The organism is Pseudomonas sp. RIT-PI-q (genome assembly GCF_001297125.1).
Lineage (GTDB): Bacteria > Pseudomonadota > Gammaproteobacteria > Pseudomonadales > Pseudomonadaceae > Aquipseudomonas.
This window is the reverse complement of record NZ_LHPC01000030.1, coordinates 1-16,342: the sequence shown is the minus strand read 5'-3', so window position 1 is coordinate 16,342 and position 16,342 is coordinate 1. Positions and strand designations below refer to the sequence as shown.

The window sequence follows — 16,342 nt, the reverse complement described above, 5'->3', positions numbered from 1 at the left end:
CAAGGAGCCGCTCGGAACGCCGATGCGCCAAATCTGGAAACCCTTTCGAGCGCTTTATTTCGCTTCGCTGATGATGTTGATCGGCTCTGGCTTGCTGAGTACGTACCTGGGCTTGCGCCTGGCGGCGGATCACGTCGACAGTCTGTGGGTCGGTGCGTTGATGGCCGCCAACTATTTTGGCCTGGTGCTGGGCGGCAAGATCGGCCATCGGCTGATCGCGCGGGTCGGGCATATTCGAGCCTATTCGGCGTGCGCCGGGATTGTCGGCGCGGCTGTGTTGGGCCCCGGTTTGGTCGACTGGTTGCCGGCATGGCTGTTCCTGCGGGTCATCGTCGGCCTCGGCATGATGTGCCAGTACATGGTCATCGAAAGCTGGCTCAACGAACAGGCCGAAGCCTCGCAGCGGGGGGCGGTGTTCAGTGGCTACATGATCGCGTCCTACCTGGGCCTGGTGCTGGGCCAGCTGATTTTGGTCATGCACCCGGCCCTGGGCCTGGAACTGTTGATGCTGGTCGCGCTGTGCTTTGCCCTGTGCCTGGTGCCGGTGGCCCTGACGCGGCGGATTCACCCGGCGCCGTTACATCCGGCACCGATGGAACCGCGCTTCTTCATCAAGCGCGTGCCACAGTCGTTGAGTACGGTACTGGGGGCCGGGCTGATCATTGGTTCGTTCTATGGTCTGGCACCGTTGTATGCCTCGCAGCAAGGGTTATCCACCGAGCAGGTCGGTCTGTTCATGGGTAGCTGCGTTTTCGCCGGGCTGATGGTGCAGTGGCCGTTGGGCTGGCTGTCCGACCGTTATGACAGGGCGTTGTTGATTCGCTGTTTCGCGGTGGTCCTGGCCGTGGCGGCATTGCCGCTGGCAATCTTGCAACAGGTGTCGCTGGAGATATTGTTCATTGCCGGGTTCGTTTGTTCACTGGTCATGTTCTGCCTGTATCCACTGGCAGTGGCCTTCTCCAATGACCACGTCGAAGGCGATCGTCGCGTATCCCTGACCGCGATGTTGCTGGTGACCTATGGCGTGGGCGCGAGCATCGGACCGTTGGTGGCCGGCGTGCTGATGAAACTGTTCGGCAGCCACATGCTGTATGCCTTCTTCAGTTTCTTCGCGTTGGTGCTGGTGTGGCGGATTCGCCCGAAAGCAGTCACCAACCTGCATCAGGTCGACGATGCTCCATTGCACCACGTGGCCATGCCCGACAGCATGTCGAGTTCGCCGCTGGTGGCGTGCCTTGACCCGCGTGTCGATGAGCAGGTGGTGCAGGACCAGATGCAGAACCCGATCAATCCTGAGCCAGACCCGGAACCCGAAACCGAACCGACGGCCGAAACCGATCGGCCTCCGGATGAGCCGGACACCGGTCGCGAGCAAAGTTTTACCGAGGCCAGGCCTTAAATTAAGCGCATAAAAAAACGGGCAGTCACCGCAAGGGACTGCCCGTTTTTTATTGTGGCGGCTATTACATGTCGTCTTTGTCGAAGCGTCGCGCTTCGCGCTGAAGCTGATAGACGAACCGCTCGACTTGCCGCTGCACCAGGCCGCTCATGTTGTGAAAGCGGATGCCGGCGAAGGTGGTGGAGATTTTTTCTTCGAAGTGCAGGTAGCGCAGCTCGACCGGCGCGGTCATTTTGCCAAAGGGCAGGGCTGCGGCGAAGCGGTCGTAAACCTGGCCGAGTTGCAGGCTGCCGGTGATGTCGCCGTCGAAGCGCAGCTTGCAGCCGGTGGCGGAGATGTCCAGCAGTTTGCCGCTGATCGGTGCCTTGAGCTTTTCACCATCGAGATCGACGTTGACCAGTTGCGCCAGTTTCAACGCTGCACGGAACGCATTGCGCCGCTGATGGTAAACCACCTCGGCGGGCAATGGGCCGCGGTAGCAGCGGCTGCCACCGGACTCGTCAATGCTCAGCGGGCCGTTGCTTTCCCAGGCAATGCGCACGCCGTCGTGAAAGCCTTCGACCTTGAACGGTTCGCCGGCCAGCAGGTAGCGTTCACCGTCGCGGGGAATCATTTCGTCCAGGGCGATCGTCTTGCTTTCACGATCGATGTCCACCAGATAGCTCTGGAAGCGCTGGCTGCGCTCGTGGAACGTAATGATCAGCGGGTCATGGCTTTCTTGCAGCTGGCGAAGATTGCCGGAGATCTCCAGGGGCGTGCTGAGCACCTTGGGTGGCTGCGGAGCATCGTCCGCGTTTAAGGCATTGGACACGGTTCATCAATCTCCAGACAAAATTTGACTGCGGCTAGCCAGCATTTTGCCAGCATGTTTCGCGTCTTGATAGGGCGTGCGCATGTTGCCGGCTCAAGCCTGACTGAGTGGGCGCGGCTTCACAAGGGTGGAGAATGATCCGCTGGCATTGTAGAGCGCTGGCGGTTCACCGCCGGTGAGGATTTTCAGCTGAGTGGCCGTGGCGGCCTGTTGCATGATGATCGACTGGCCATTGTTGACATTGGCGGCCTGGCATTGGGCCAGGAGGTCGGTCAGTACGTCGCTTTGTGCCAGCAATTGCTCGCCGATGCTCGACTGCTCGGCCAGTTGCTCAAGGCCCTTGCGCGTGGTCGGCAGGTTGAGGCTGGCGAGGATTTCACTGCGTTTGCGGCCATGCTGTTCGAGCAAAATGATCAGTGCCTGCTTCTGCGCCAGAATGTCTTCGAGCAGTTGCATGTCGCGACCATGCAAGGCGAGGGACTCGGTTTGCAGTAACTGCAGCAAGTGTTGGGCTGGAGCGAAGTCGTCGGTGATCAGTTGCAGCAAATTAGTGTCGTGCATGGCTGGCCTTGGGTTTTAAGCGTCCAAAAGCCTGGCGCAGACCGTGGTGGCCTAGCGCTGGGCTTCGAAGTTGAGCAGTTTGCTGGCTACGCGGTTGCTGTCGACTTTATAGCTGCCATCGGCAATCGCTGCTTTCAACTCGGCCACGCGGGCTTTGTCGACGGCAGGCTGATCGCGCAGCGAGTCAGTGACCTTCTGCAACTGTTGAGCCTCATTGCTGAGATGTACCGATTCCCCGCTTTTGACGGTGCTGGCCTGTTCGGCCGGGGTATTCAGCGGCGCGGATTTGCCGGTTTCGGCGGTTTCCTTGGCAACGCTGGTACGTGTACTGCCCGTCAGTGATGAGGAACTGTTCAAACGGTTGAAATCGATGACCATGATAAAAAAACCTCTGGGTATTTGGACGCTTGCCATGTTTTCGGCCATACCCGGAAAAACTTTAGGCCCATTTATAAATGAGCTTGCGCGCGCCAGCGCTTGCCCTGCCTGGGGCACAGTTTAGGCAACAGTCGGTCGGCGCGCCATCCTCATGAATAGATACCTACATGGCGACTTCCACCTGGCCGGGCGCGATGACTTGCGCCTTGATAACCCGCTGGGAGTTGAGGTTCTTCACCCGGATCTGTTCGCGCAGGCCACCATTGGACAGCGCTTCACCGGGCATGCGCACGCTGAGCGTACCACTGCGGGCGGTGATCACCACCTGGTCACCCTTGCTGATCACTTCAGCCTGTTCCATGTGCACCAGGGTCACTACCTGATCGGCGACCATTGGTCGGGTAAGTTTCTGCCCGATCGCCTGATCGACGGAGGTCAGGTAACCCTGGCTGATCAAACTGATGTCGCGCTCGCGCAGGGTCACGTCTTCGGGCTCGATTATGCCGGTGCGCCGCAGGGGCCGGGTGGTCGTCACAATGTCGCGAAACAGGCGGACTTGAGCCGGCACGAAGACTGTCCAGGGTGATGCGCCCTCGCAGCGAACCTTCACCGTCACCCGGCCCAGCGGCTTGGCCGGGCTCTCGAGGGTGGCTGTCAATTCCTTGTCGCACATCGGCATGCGCAGGCGCGGATCGAGCTGGTTAACTTCGATTTCGTAGCGCCCCTGCGTTTGACTGGTCGCCAGATAGTCCTCTACGGTGAATTCAAGAAAGCCCTGAGTGACGCCGATAAGCATGTCAGGCAAGGTAACCGCGTCAGCAAGGGCAGGGCTGCCAGCGTTGAACAGGCAGACGGCCGACATCGCGCAAAGCAATTTGCGGAAGATTGATGTCAGGCGTCGGGAAAATGTCGGTTCTGTGTTCATAAGAGTTAAAAAGCAAGCGCCGTGCCGTTTCGTGATGAATGCGCGTCGCAACACACTTAAGCGTTGGTGTAGGAGTCTGTGCATGGCTGGTGTAATGGATGCGGTAAACCAGCGCACGCAACTGGTAGGGCAGAATCGCCTTGAGCTGTTGTTGTTCCGTCTCGACGGCCAGCAGCTGTATGGGATCAACGTGTTCAAGGTTCGGGAAGTGCTGCAATGCCCCAAACTCACGCTGATGCCAAAATCCAGTCCTGTCGTGTGCGGTGTGGCGAATATCCGGGGGGCGACCATTCCGATTCTTGATCTGGCGATGGCGACCGGTTCCGGGGCTTTGAAAGACAAGAACAATCCCTTCGTGATCATCACGGAGTACAACACCAAGACCCAGGGTTTCCTGGTCCGCTCGGTGGAGCGCATCGTCAACATGAACTGGGAGGAGATCCATCCGCCACCCAAGGGCACGGGACGCGATCATTACCTGACGGCTGTGACTCGGGTCGACAATCAGCTAGTCGAAATCATCGACGTCGAAAAAGTGCTGGCGGAAGTGGCGCCGACACCGGAAGCGATTTCCGTTGGCGTGGTGGATGTCGAAACCCAGCACAAGGCGCTGTCCTTGCGCGTGCTGACGGTCGATGACTCGTCGGTGGCGCGCAAGCAGGTCACGCGTTGCCTGCAAACGGTCGGGGTCGAAGTGGTGGCGTTGAACGACGGTCGGCAAGCGCTGGAGTACCTGCGCAAACTGGTCGACGAAGGCAAGAAGCCGGAAGAAGAGTTCCTGATGATGATTTCCGACATCGAAATGCCGGAGATGGACGGGTACACCCTCACGGCCGAGATCCGCGCCGACCCGCGCATGCAAAAGCTTCATATCATCCTGCATACTTCGTTGTCGGGCGTATTCAATCAGGCGATGGTCAAGAAAGTCGGTGCCGATGACTTCCTTGCCAAGTTCCGTCCTGATGACCTGGCATCCCGGGTAGTCGACCGGATCAAAGCAGCAGACATCAGCTAGGGGCCTTTTGCCCCTGGCGGTCAACACGATTTAAGAGGCGGTATCTTTGTCTACGGGTAATTTGGATTTCGAACAGTTCCGGGTCTTCCTGGAAAAAGCCTGTGGCATTTTGCTCGGTGAAAACAAGCAGTACCTGGTGTCGAGCCGTCTCAACAAACTGATGGAACAGCAGGGCATCAAGTCCCTGGGTGAGCTGGTGCAGCGCATCCAGACCCAGCCTCGCAGCGGTTTGCGCGAGATGGTGGTGGATGCCATGACCACCAACGAAACCTTGTGGTTTCGTGACACCTATCCGTTTGAAGTCTTGAAGAACAAGGTGCTGCCCGAAGCGATCAAGGCGGCTCCCGGCCAGCGACTGCGGATCTGGTCGGCGGCGTGCTCGTCGGGTCAGGAACCGTATTCGCTGTCGATGTCGATCGATGAGTTCGAGCGGACGAATATCGGTCAGTTGAAGGCGGGGGTGCAGATTGTTGCGACTGATCTGTCCGGCACCATGCTGACCAATTGCAAGACCGGCGAGTACGACAGCCTGGCCATCGGTCGCGGTTTGTCGCCCGAGCGGCTGCAGCGTTATTTCGACCCGAAAGGGCCGGGCCGCTGGGCCATCAAGGCGCCGATCAAGAGCCGGGTGGAGTTCCGCTCGTTCAACTTGCTGGACAGCTACGCGAGCCTCGGCAAGTTCGACATCGTGTTCTGCCGCAACGTGCTGATCTACTTCTCCGCCGAAGTGAAGAAAGACATTCTGTTGCGCATCCACGGCACGTTGAAGCGCGGCGGTTATCTGTTCCTCGGTGCTTCCGAAGCGCTGAACGGATTGCCGGATCATTACCAGATGGTCCAGTGCAGCCCGGGGATCATTTACCAGGCGAAGTGATTCGTTGGCGGCAACAAAAAACGGGAGTCCTCAGGGGCTCCCGTTTTTTTATGCCTGATGATTTCCCTCAAACACCGCAACCCCTGTAGGAGCGAGGCTTGCCCGCGAAAGCGGTGTGTCAGACAACATCATCATTGACTGCCCCGACGCTTTCGCGGGCAAGCCTCGCTCCTACAGGGAAAGGTGTTGTTCATGGGAAAGCGGCAGAAAAGCGGCAGCCAGCGGAAATCGGTTGCCGCTTTTCTGGCATTGCCGCGTTGCCACTGCCCGCAAAGCCCCGGTTTACGGGCTTTTTTGAATTGGCACGACGCTTGCTAATGTCCATGTTACGAAAAATCAGGTCACCCGAAGGTTTCCCGACATGAGCATCAGCTTCGATAAAGCGCTCGGTATCCACGAACAAGCCCTGGGCTTTCGCGCCCAGCGTGCCGAAGTCCTGGCCAACAACATCGCCAACGCCGACACCCCGAACTACAAGGCTCGGGACCTGGACTTCTCGAAAGTGCTCGCCGAGCAAAGCGAGAAAACCAAAAACGGCACTTTCGCCTTGAACATGACCAACAGCCGTCATATCGAAGCGCAAGGCCTGGGCAATGGCGACGAGTCGCTGCTGTATCGCACGCCGATGCAACCGTCGATCGACCAGAACACCGTGGACGCCCAGCTGGAACAGTCGAACTACGCGGAAAACGCGGTCAACTTCCAGGCCAGCTTCACCCTGCTCAATAGCAAATTCAAAGGGCTGGTGTCAGCCCTGCGTGGAGAGTAAGTCATGTCCCTGTCCAGTGTTTTCAACATTGCCGGTAGCGGCATGAGTGCGCAGACCACTCGCTTGAACACCGTTGCGTCGAACATCGCCAACGCCGAGACCGTCTCGTCGAGCATCGACCAGACCTACCGTGCGCGCCACCCGGTGTTCGCCACCATGTTCCAGGGCGGCCAGAGCGGCGGCAGCGATTCGCTGTTCCAGAACCAGGACGCGGCCGGTCAAGGCGTGCAAGTGCTGGGCGTGGTCGAAGACCAGAGCAACCTTGAAGCGCGCTACGAGCCGAACCATCCGGCCGCCGACGCCAAGGGTTACGTCTACTACCCGAACGTCAACGTGGTGGAAGAAATGGCCGACATGATTTCCGCGAGCCGTTCGTTCCAGACCAACGCCGAAATGATGAACACCGCCAAAACCATGATGCAAAAGGTCCTGACCCTCGGTCAGTGATAAGGGGCGACTCAGATGAGTGTTACCGATACCACCAGTGGGTTGAGCCTCAAAGACATCCTGGCCAACTCCTCGATCAAGACCAACACCGGTAACGACAGCCTCGCGTCGGCTGCCGGCAGCGCCAGCGGCAAGAAGGCCCTGGGCAAGGATGCGTTTCTGCAGTTGCTGGTCACGCAGCTGAAAAACCAGAACCCGCTGGAACCGCAGGACAACGGCGCGTTCGTCGCCCAGTTGGCGCAGTTCAGCAGTCTGGAAGGGATCACCACCCTCAACGAGACCGTGTCCGGCATTGCCGGTAACTACAACTCGTCCCAGGCATTGCAGGCCTCGTCACTGGTGGGCCGTTCGGTCATTGCACCGGGCGACAAGGCCGTGGTCGACACGACGAAGGGCCTGACCGGTTCGGTGGCGATACCGCAATCCGTCGCGTCAGCCACCCTGACGATTGCCGACAAGGACGGCAAAACCGTCCGCACCATCAAGCTGGAAGACCAGAAAGCCGGCAATTCGAGCTTCACCTGGGACGGCAAGGACGATGCCGGCAACGTGCTCGCATCGGGAACTTACACGTTTGGGGCCACGACCACTATCGATGGCCAGGGCGCAGCGCTGGTGACCAATCTGCCGGCGACCGTCAACAGCGTGACCATCAGCCAGACCGGCGGCGAGTTGATGCTCAACCTCGCCGGGCTGGGCAGTGTCGCCCTGTCCAAAGTTCAAACCATTGGTATATAGAGCCGACTAACACGGCACAAAGGAGTGGAATATGTCTTTCAATATCGGCCTTAGCGGTCTCTATGCAGCCAACAAACAACTGGACGTAACCGGCAACAACATCGCCAACGTGGCGACCACCGGTTTCAAATCGTCCCGTGCAGAATTCGAAGACGTGTACTCGGCGACCAAGTTGGGTTCGGGCAGCAAGACCACCGGTAGTGGCGTGCGCCTGGCCAACGTTTCCCAGCAGTTTACCCAGGGTGATATCAACAACACCGGTAACGTGCTGGACATGGGCATCAATGGCTCCGGCTTCTTCGTGCTGAACAACAACGGTTCGCTGTCCTACACCCGTGCCGGTACGTTCAAGGTCGACAAGGAAGGTTTCGTCACCAACACCGACGGCACATCGCGCCTGCAGGGTTACGGCGTGGATGCCAACGGCAAGATCGTCAACGGTGTGCTGACCGACCTGCGCATCGACACGTCCAACCTGGCACCGAAATCGACCAGCAACATTTCGTCGACGATCAACCTGAACTCTACGGAGAAAGTGATTGATCAGACCGTACCCGCCAACAAGTTCGACCCAAGCAAAATCGAAACGTATTCCAAGCCGTTCAGTACGCCGATTTATGACAGCCAGGGCAACAAGCACGTGATGGACCAGTACATGGTCAAGACGGGCGCCAACACCTGGGACGTCTACACCCTGATTGACAACCGCAACCCGGATGGCAGCCTGCCTGCCGCCCCGACGGCGCCGGTTCCTTCGACCATGACCTTCGATTCGACCGGCAAACTGGTGCAGGTCAGCACCCCGGTGCCGCCAACCGTACCGCCAACTGTTCCGACGCCTACGCCAGTGATCAGCAGTGACCTGAAGGTCACCACCTGGGTGCCAGGGACCGTGACCAACGGCACCTGGACAGCCAACGGTGCGAGCGCCAACCCTGCCGGCGTGACCATCTCGATGGCCAACACCACGCAATACAATGCCGACTCCGCGCGCTCGATTCCGACGCAAGATGGCTACGCCACTGGCCAGATCACCAACCTGACCATCGACGGCAGCGGTGTGTTGCTGGCCAACTTCAGCAACAACCAGACCAAGCCTATTGGCCAGATTTCCCTGGCCAGCTTCACCAACGAACAAGGCTTGCAGCCAGTGGGCGGCACCAGCTGGAAAGAAACCTACGCGTCGGGTATCCCGGGCTACGATGCACCGGAAACCGGCACCCTGGGTTCGATCGCTTCCAACTCCCTGGAAGAGTCCAACGTCAACGTGACCAATGAACTGGTCGACCTGATCAAGGCTCAGAGCAACTACCAGGCGAACGCCAAGACCATCTCCACCCAGAGCACCATCATGCAGACCATCATTCAGATGACCTGATGCGGGTGGGTGGTTAGCGCTTCACCAAGAGCCCCTCGATCGAGGGGCTTTTTTGTGGTCGGGAACAGGCATTTTGTGTTGTCAGGGCGGGCCTCTTCGCGGGCAAGCCTCGCTCCTACAGGACTATGCAAAACCTGTGGGAGCGGGCTTGCCCGCGAAGGCGCCAGACCCGCCGCCACATTCCTCAAGGCAAAAGAAAACCCCCGGCAGGCTTGCGGCCTGTCGGGGGTTCTTGTGTTACCGGCTCAGCTTATTGGCAAGCTTCGCAATCCGGCTCGTCGATGGCGCAAGCCTTCGGCACTGGAGCAGGGCCGGCAGGCGCTGCCAGGACCGAATCTTCACCGTGGTTGCCGCCGCTGGAAACAGCGTTCAGCTTGCCGGTGTTGATGGTCGACTTCTCGGTGCTGGTCGCAGCCAGGGCACGGAGGTAGTAAGTGGTTTTCAGACCACGATACCAAGCCATACGGTAGGTCACGTCGAGCTTCTTGCCCGATGCGCCAGCGATGTACAGGTTCAGCGACTGAGCCTGGTCGATCCACTTCTGACGACGGCTGGCCGCGTCAACGATCCACTTGGTGTCCACTTCGAAAGCAGTCGCGTAGAGCTCTTTGAGCTCTTGCGGAATGCGTTCGATCTGCTGCACCGAACCGTCGTAGTATTTCAGGTCGTTGATCATGACCGAATCCCACAGACCGCGAGCCTTGAGGTCGCGAACCAGGTACGGGTTGATCACGGTGAATTCGCCCGACAGGTTCGATTTCACGTAGAGGTTCTGGTAGGTCGGTTCGATCGACTGCGATACGCCAGTGATGTTGGCGATGGTCGCGGTCGGTGCGATGGCCATGATGTTGGAGTTACGAATGCCTTTCTGAACACGGGCGCGAACCGGTGCCCAGTCCAGGGATTCGTTCAGGTCAACGTCGATGTACTTCTGGCCACGTTGCTCGATCAGGATCTGTTGCGAATCCAGCGGCAGGATGCCCTTGGACCACAGCGAACCCTGGAACGTCTCGTAAGCGCCACGCTCGTCAGCCAGGTCGCAGGACGCCTGGATCGCGTAGTAGCTGACCGCTTCCATGGATTTGTCGGCGAACTCGACGGCAGCGTCGGAACCGTAAGGAATGTGCTGCAGGTACAAAGCGTCCTGGAAGCCCATGATGCCCAGGCCGACCGGACGGTGCTTGAAGTTGGAGTTCTTCGCTTGTGGCACCGAGTAGTAGTTGATGTCGATCACGTTATCGAGCATGCGCACGGCGGTGTTCACGGTACGTTCCAGCTTGGCGGTGTCCAGCTTGCCGTTGACGATGTGGTTCGGCAGGTTGATCGAGCCCAGGTTGCAAACGGCGATCTCGTCCTTGTTAGTGTTCAAGGTGATCTCGGTGCACAGGTTCGAGCTGTGAACCACGCCGACGTGCTGCTGCGGGCTGCGCAGGTTGCACGGGTCTTTGAAGGTCAGCCAAGGGTGGCCGGTTTCAAACAGCATGGAGAGCATTTTGCGCCACAGGTCTTTGGCCTGAATGGTCTTGAACAGTTTGATCTTGCCTGGGTACTCGGACAGGGCTTCGTAGTATTCGTAACGCTCTTCGAAGGCCTTGCCGGTCAGGTCGTGCAGGTCCGGAACTTCGGACGGCGAGAACAGGGTCCACTTGCCGTCATCGAAGACGCGCTTCATGAACAGGTCAGGGATCCAGTTGGCGGTGTTCATGTCGTGGGTACGACGACGATCATCACCGGTGTTCTTGCGCAGCTCGATGAACTCTTCGATGTCCATGTGCCAGGTTTCCAGGTAGGCACACACAGCGCCTTTGCGCTTGCCACCCTGGTTAACGGCGACGGCGGTGTCGTTCACCACTTTCAGGAACGGTACAACGCCCTGGGATTTGCCGTTGGTGCCCTTGATGTACGAACCCAGCGCACGGACCGGGGTCCAGTCGTTGCCCAGGCCGCCCGCGAATTTCGACAACATGGCGTTGTCGTGGATCGCGTGGTAGATGCCCGACAGGTCATCCGGCACGGTGGTCAGGTAGCAGCTCGACAGCTGTGGACGCAGGGTGCCGGCGTTGAACAGGGTCGGGGTCGAGGACATGTAGTCGAAGGACGACAACAGGTTGTAGAACTCGATCGCACGGTCTTCCTTGTTCTTCTCTTCGATCGCCAGGCCCATGGCCACGCGCATGAAGAAGATCTGCGGCAGTTCGAAACGCACGCCATCCTTGTGGATGAAGTAACGGTCGTACAGGGTTTGCAGGCCCAGGTAGGTGAACTGCTGGTCACGCTCGTGGTTGATCGCCTTGCCGAGTTTTTCCAGGTCGAAGGTGGCCAGGATCGGGTTCAGCAATTCGAATTCGATACCCTTGGCGATGTACGAAGGCAAGGCCTTGGCGTACAGGTCGACCATTTCGTGGTGAGTCGCGCTCTCGGCAACTTCCAGGAAGCTCAGGCCTTCGGCACGCAGGGTGTCCATCAGCAGGCGAGCGGTCACGAACGAGTAGTTCGGCTCACGCTCGACCAGGGTCCGGGCGGTCATCACCAGGGCGGTGTTGACGTCGGTCAGGGCCACGCCGTCGTACAGGTTCTTCAGGGTTTCGCGCTGGATCAGGTCGCCGTCGACTTCTTCCAGGCCTTCGCACGCTTCGGTGACGATGGTGTTCAGGCGGCCCATGTCCAGAGGCGCAAAGCTGCCATCGGCGCGGGTGATGCGGATCGACGGGTGAGCGTTGACCGCTTCTTCGGCCGGCGCGTGGGCGGCGCGTTCTTTCGAACGACCGTCACGGTAGATCACGTAGTCGCGAGCCACTTTCTGCTCGCCGGCACGCATCAGGGCCAGTTCGACCTGGTCCTGGATTTCTTCGATGTGGATGGTGCCGCCCGAAGGCATGCGACGCTTGAAGGTCGCGGTGACTTGTTCGGTCAGGCGCGCAACGGTGTCGTGGATTCGCGACGAAGCGGCAGCGGTGCCGCCTTCAACTGCGAGAAACGCTTTGGTGATCGCGACGGTGATTTTGTCATCGGTGTAAGGAACGACAGTGCCGTTACGCTTGATCACGCGCAGTTGGCCAGGCGCGGTGGCGGACAGATCCGAAGTCGAATCTGCGGCCTGCGGCAAGGTGCCCTGCGGGTTCTCGCGAGTTGTGTCGGTTTGCATGGGGGGTTGTCTCCACATTCTCTATGTTTGTTTGGGCACCATCTGGGTGCCCACCGTTCTGTCCTGAAGCACTACAACCGGCGAGGGGCCGGGCATACCAACTTCGGGACAGATCAGGAAGGGGCTATTGGGGCGCCGCTTCCATGCCGAAGTCTTTGGTCCCAGGCCTTGAACCTGAAACCGGGATCCTTTTGGGTGACAGTAATTGACTGCAACACCCGTACCGTTAACGCCGTTTTCGGCTCAAAAACAGTAGCCATCCGCACGCGCGGTTTGGTCTTTCGAAAATACGTTTGGTTCAACCGGAAAGAGGCAATAAAAGCGCTTGAAATCGGTATCCGGTTTGTGTTTGGTTTTTGGCATAAAACCCTACATGTAGGGTTTTTTTAGCGCCGTGCTACAAGATAATGCGTTTTGGGGGGTGTTGCAACGTACTACCTGTGGATAAACCTGTGCGTAAATTGTGTGTGAAAGTCGGAACGCACGTCTAAGCCGCGACGCTGCTGGACCAGACCGTTTTTCATCGATTTTCACTGAATAAAAACAGTCATTCGGATTTTTAAGGGCGCGAACCCTATCACAAAAAATCGGCTTGTCCGAACGCATTTAGCAGCTTGTGTTCTCGGCGGGCGGCGTTTATACAATCGCCTGATGCATACGCATTCTTATCCTCCCCATTCATTACAAAAAGACGGGTGGATCCTTCCTTATAAGTGTTGTTGGCAAGCAGAGGTCACCGTGGAGCAAGAAGCCTGGCAGGTATTGATTGTCGAGGACGACCAGCGTCTGGCCGAACTGACCCGCGATTATCTGGAAGCCAATGGTCTGCGCGTGTCGATCGAGGGCAATGGTGCGTTAGCCGCGGCCCGCATCATCAATGAGAAGCCGGACCTGGTGATCCTCGACCTGATGCTCCCCGGCGAAGATGGCCTGAGCATCTGCCGCAAGGTTCGCGACAAGTTTGACGGGCCGATCCTGATGCTCACCGCCCGCACCGACGACACCGATCAGATTCTTGGCCTGGACCTGGGCGCCGACGATTACGTGTGCAAACCGGTTCGTCCACGTCTGTTGCTGGCGCGAATTCAGGCGCTGCTACGACGCAGTGAAGCACCTGAAGTGGTCCCGGAAAAACAACGCCGTCTGCAGTTCGGCCCGCTGGTGGTGGACAACGCATTGCGCGAAGCCTGGCTGCACGACAGCGGCATCGAACTGACCAGCGCCGAGTTCGATTTGCTCTGGCTGCTGGTGGCCAACGCCGGACGCATCCTCTCCCGGGAAGAAATCTTCACCGCGCTGCGCGGCATTGGCTACGACGGCCAGGACCGCTCCATCGACGTGCGCATCTCGCGTATTCGCCCCAAGATCGGCGATGACCCGGAGCATCCGCGCCTGATCAAGACCATCCGCAGCAAAGGTTATCTGTTCGTTCCCGAGGCCTGCGCAGACTTGTCCCAGTGAACTCGATCTTCCTGCGCATCTATGGCGGCATGTGCGCCGCGCTGATTCTGGTGGCGGTGCTCGGCGTGCTGGCGTTGCACATGCTCAACCAGGTGCGTAGCGAGCAGTACCGCGAACGCCTGGCCCACGGCACGTTCTCGCTGATGGCCGACAACCTGCAACCGATGAACGAGACCGAACGCCACCGCGCCTTGCTGGTGTGGGAGCGTTTGCTGGGCATCCCTCTGGCGCTGAAAACCTTCGCCCAGACCGACCTCGACCTGACCCAGCGTACCCGCGTGCTGCGCGGCCAGGCGCTGGTGGAACAGACCGGCCCGCATGCGGCGAAGGTCTATCGACTGGTCAGCGACAAGGAACAGCTGGTGATCACCGGCGAAGTCCAGCAAATCAGCGAACAACTGGCGCGCGCGACGATTTACCTGCTGGCCGATGAGTTGGTGCGTGTCCCGGTGGCCGAGCAGCCCAAGCGCCTGGCGCAGATCAAGGAGGAGAAGGGCTTCGGCTTCGATCTGCGGCTGGTCACAGTCGACGAGGCCGACATGGACGAAGACCAGAGCCGTCGAGTGTCCGAGGGCGACACGGTGATGGCGCTGGGCAAGGGCGGCGATTCGATCCGGGTGTTTGCCGGCATGGTCGGTACGCCGTGGGTGCTGGAAATCGGCCCGCTGTATCAGATGAACCCTTACCCGCCGGAGTGGCTGGGGCTGATCGCGGCCCTCGGTTTGAGCCTGATCGGTTTGATCGTTTATCTGTTGGTGCGGCAATTGGAGCGTCGTTTGCGTGGTCTCGAAGCCGCCGCCACGCGCATCGCCAAGGGCAGCCTGGAAACCCGTGTGCCGGCGCGCGGCGCGGACTCGGTGGGGCGACTGGCCTCGGCGTTCAACCGCATGGCCGAGCATTTGCAACAGTTGCTGGCGATCCAGCGTGAACTGGTGCGCGCCGTGTCTCACGAATTGCGTACTCCGGTGGCGCGGCTGCGCTTTGGCCTGGAGATGATCGGCTCGGCCACCACGCCTCAGGCCCTGGAAAAATACTGCGAAGGCATGGACCACGACATCGAGGACCTCGACCGGCTGGTGGACGAGATGCTCACTTATGCGCGACTGGAGCAGGGTTCGCCGGCGCTGAATTTCCAGCGGATCGATCTGGATGCGCTGGTCAATCAGGTGATTGAAGAGTTGGCGCCGCTACGGGCCGAGGTCACGGTGCAGCGCGGTTTGTGCCTGTCGGCTGCCGATTGCGACGACGCCTGGGTCGAGGCCGAGCCGCGCTACCTGCATCGGGCGCTGCAGAATCTGGTGAGCAACGCCATGCGCCACGCCTCGTCGAGGGTGACCGTCAGTTATCAGGTGGGGCAGCAGCGCTGCCGGGTGGATGTCGAGGATGACGGGCCGGGCGTGCCGGAAACGGCATGGGAGAAGATTTTCACCCCGTTCCTGCGCCTCGATGACAGCCGGACCCGCGCCTCGGGTGGGCATGGGTTGGGGTTGTCGATTGTGCGACGGATCATCCATTGGCATGACGGGCGGGCGCTGATCAGCAAGAGCAAAAGCCTGGGTGGGGCGTGTTTCAGTTTGAGCTGGCCGAGGAATCAGGAGAAGCGTTGAGATTTTGTATTGCCTTTGATGGCCCTATCGCGGGCAAGCCCGCTCCCACAGTTTTTGTGTACAACACGGAACCTGTGGGAGCGGGCTTGCCCGCGATGGGGTCATTACAAACGCCGAAAATCCTCAGGCCTTGATACTGACCAGACTCAACAACTGCCCATCCATCACGCCAAACTGCGCCTCCAGCTCCGTCCCGTTTCGCCATTCGCCGGACAGGTCAGTCAACAACCGCAACCGCACCTCGCCAGCCTCGGTCCACTCCAGCACTTCGGCATGTTCAAAATAAAAGCGCTGCTGAACGATCGGGTAAAGCGCCTTGAACAGGCTCTCCTTCACCGAAAACGTCAGGGTCACCAGCATCGCCAGTTGATCGCGACGGCCGGCGGCCATGCGCTGCAGTTCAGGCCCGGTGAGGATTTCCCCGGCCAGGCGTTCGGCCCGTTCCACGTTGAGCAGGTTTTCCAGGTCCATGCCCAAGCCGCGCCAGTGGCTTTTATTCGCGACAATCGCCGCCGCCCGGCCGGTGCTGTGGGTGATCGAACCGGTGATGTGCGCGGGCCACACCGGCGCGCGATCTTCGCCAATCGCCGGGATGAAACTCAGCCCTTCCAGCTGCTGCAACGCCGCCCGTGCGCAGACCCTCCCGGCGAGAAACTCGGCCTGCCGCTTGGCGACCGAGCGCTGGATGCTCGCAGGTGGCTCGATGGCGCTGCGTTGAAAGTCATCGCTGGCCAGTTGCGAGGTATCGAAGTGGGTACTCAGCAGCACCGTGTCGGCCAGCACAAACGGCAGCGGCCAATGGGCATCGAGTGGGGTGCAGCAGGCGGGTAGGGC

The 16,342-nt window shown here is 59.5% G+C and carries 15 protein-coding genes; 9 read left to right on the top strand and 6 right to left on the bottom strand.

The genetic code is table 11. The features are described 5' to 3' along the window. Positions 1–22: 22 nt before the first annotated feature. On the top strand, positions 23–1,399 hold the full coding sequence (locus AEQ67_RS16345; RefSeq protein ID WP_059404877.1) for an MFS transporter: 1,377 nt from the start codon (positions 23–25) through the stop codon (positions 1,397–1,399). A gap of 64 nt (positions 1,400–1,463) precedes the next feature. On the opposite strand, the gene AEQ67_RS16340 is transcribed toward AEQ67_RS16345, so the two are convergent. The 4 genes from AEQ67_RS16340 to flgA all read right to left on the bottom strand — a co-directional run bounded on the left by AEQ67_RS16340 (position 1,464) and on the right by flgA (position 4,074). Then, positions 1,464–2,210 carry a flagellar brake protein gene (locus AEQ67_RS16340; RefSeq protein ID WP_059404876.1) on the bottom strand — a complete coding sequence of 249 codons (747 nt, stop codon included), beginning with the start codon at positions 2,208–2,210 and terminating at the stop codon, positions 1,464–1,466. Positions 2,211–2,303: 93 nt separating this feature from the next. Beyond that, positions 2,304–2,771, bottom strand: a complete 468-nt coding sequence (locus AEQ67_RS16335) for a flagella synthesis protein FlgN (protein ID WP_059404875.1) — start codon at positions 2,769–2,771, stop codon at positions 2,304–2,306. A gap of 51 nt (positions 2,772–2,822) precedes the next feature. Then, positions 2,823–3,149: a flagellar biosynthesis anti-sigma factor FlgM gene (gene flgM / locus AEQ67_RS16330; protein WP_059404874.1), complete on the bottom strand. Its 327-nt coding sequence runs from the start codon at positions 3,147–3,149 to the stop codon at positions 2,823–2,825. A gap of 163 nt (positions 3,150–3,312) precedes the next feature. Continuing rightward, entirely contained in the window at positions 3,313–4,074 is a 762-nt protein-coding gene (gene flgA / locus AEQ67_RS16325; RefSeq protein WP_059404873.1) for a flagellar basal body P-ring formation chaperone FlgA, read from the bottom strand. An 82-nt stretch (positions 4,075–4,156) separates the two neighbouring features. Between flgA and AEQ67_RS16320 the strand changes: the two genes are divergently transcribed. The 6 genes from AEQ67_RS16320 (at position 4,157) to flgE (ending at position 9,295) form a co-directional block, all read left to right on the top strand. Further along, positions 4,157–5,089 carry a chemotaxis protein CheV gene (locus tag AEQ67_RS16320; protein WP_059404872.1) on the top strand — a complete coding sequence of 311 codons (933 nt, stop codon included), beginning with the start codon at positions 4,157–4,159 and terminating at the stop codon, positions 5,087–5,089. 46 nt (positions 5,090–5,135) lie between these two features. Next, a complete protein-coding gene (cheR, locus tag AEQ67_RS16315) occupies positions 5,136–5,963 on the top strand; it encodes a protein-glutamate O-methyltransferase CheR (protein ID WP_059404871.1) in 828 nt (275 codons plus the stop codon). A 361-nt stretch (positions 5,964–6,324) separates the two neighbouring features. Beyond that, entirely contained in the window at positions 6,325–6,732 is a 408-nt protein-coding gene (gene flgB, locus AEQ67_RS16310) for a flagellar basal body rod protein FlgB (protein WP_059404870.1), read from the top strand. Positions 6,733–6,735: 3 nt separating this feature from the next. Next, positions 6,736–7,179 carry a flagellar basal body rod protein FlgC gene (flgC, locus tag AEQ67_RS16305; protein WP_007937507.1) on the top strand — a complete coding sequence of 148 codons (444 nt, stop codon included), beginning with the start codon at positions 6,736–6,738 and terminating at the stop codon, positions 7,177–7,179. 15 nt (positions 7,180–7,194) lie between these two features. Beyond that, positions 7,195–7,917: a flagellar hook assembly protein FlgD gene (gene flgD / locus AEQ67_RS16300; protein WP_059404869.1), complete on the top strand. Its 723-nt coding sequence runs from the start codon at positions 7,195–7,197 to the stop codon at positions 7,915–7,917. Between the two features lie 31 nt (positions 7,918–7,948). After that, entirely contained in the window at positions 7,949–9,295 is a 1,347-nt protein-coding gene (gene flgE / locus AEQ67_RS16295) for a flagellar hook protein FlgE (RefSeq protein ID WP_059404868.1), read from the top strand. A gap of 250 nt (positions 9,296–9,545) precedes the next feature. On the opposite strand, the gene AEQ67_RS16290 is transcribed toward flgE, so the two are convergent. Continuing rightward, a complete protein-coding gene (locus AEQ67_RS16290; protein ID WP_059404867.1) occupies positions 9,546–12,440 on the bottom strand; it encodes a ribonucleoside-diphosphate reductase subunit alpha in 2,895 nt (964 codons plus the stop codon). A 738-nt stretch (positions 12,441–13,178) separates the two neighbouring features. Here AEQ67_RS16290 and AEQ67_RS16285 point away from each other — a divergent pair. After that, positions 13,179–13,901: a response regulator gene (locus AEQ67_RS16285; protein WP_059404866.1), complete on the top strand. Its 723-nt coding sequence runs from the start codon at positions 13,179–13,181 to the stop codon at positions 13,899–13,901. Next, positions 13,898–15,508, top strand: a complete 1,611-nt coding sequence (locus AEQ67_RS16280) for an ATP-binding protein (protein ID WP_059404865.1) — start codon at positions 13,898–13,900, stop codon at positions 15,506–15,508. The genes AEQ67_RS16285 and AEQ67_RS16280 overlap by 4 nt, the downstream gene beginning before the upstream one ends. A gap of 123 nt (positions 15,509–15,631) precedes the next feature. Here AEQ67_RS16280 and AEQ67_RS16275 read toward each other — a convergent pair. Next, positions 15,632–16,342 (bottom strand): 4'-phosphopantetheinyl transferase family protein (locus AEQ67_RS16275; RefSeq protein ID WP_059404864.1); only part of this gene is annotated, 711 nt, incomplete at its 5' end.

Coding starts and splice junctions, on each gene's coding strand:
- AEQ67_RS16345 (WP_059404877.1), top strand. CDS start 23: ATGCGCCAAATCTGGAAACCCTTTCGAGCGCTTTATTTCGCTTCGCTG.
- AEQ67_RS16335 (WP_059404875.1), bottom strand. CDS start 2,771: ATGCACGACACTAATTTGCTGCAACTGATCACCGACGACTTCGCTCCA.
- flgM (WP_059404874.1), bottom strand. CDS start 3,149: ATGGTCATCGATTTCAACCGTTTGAACAGTTCCTCATCACTGACGGGC.
- flgA (WP_059404873.1), bottom strand. CDS start 4,074: ATGAACACAGAACCGACATTTTCCCGACGCCTGACATCAATCTTCCGC.
- AEQ67_RS16320 (WP_059404872.1), top strand. CDS start 4,157: ATGGCTGGTGTAATGGATGCGGTAAACCAGCGCACGCAACTGGTAGGG.
- flgB (WP_059404870.1), top strand. CDS start 6,325: ATGAGCATCAGCTTCGATAAAGCGCTCGGTATCCACGAACAAGCCCTG.
- flgC (WP_007937507.1), top strand. CDS start 6,736: ATGTCCCTGTCCAGTGTTTTCAACATTGCCGGTAGCGGCATGAGTGCG.
- flgD (WP_059404869.1), top strand. CDS start 7,195: ATGAGTGTTACCGATACCACCAGTGGGTTGAGCCTCAAAGACATCCTG.
- flgE (WP_059404868.1), top strand. CDS start 7,949: ATGTCTTTCAATATCGGCCTTAGCGGTCTCTATGCAGCCAACAAACAA.
- AEQ67_RS16290 (WP_059404867.1), bottom strand. CDS start 12,440: ATGCAAACCGACACAACTCGCGAGAACCCGCAGGGCACCTTGCCGCAG.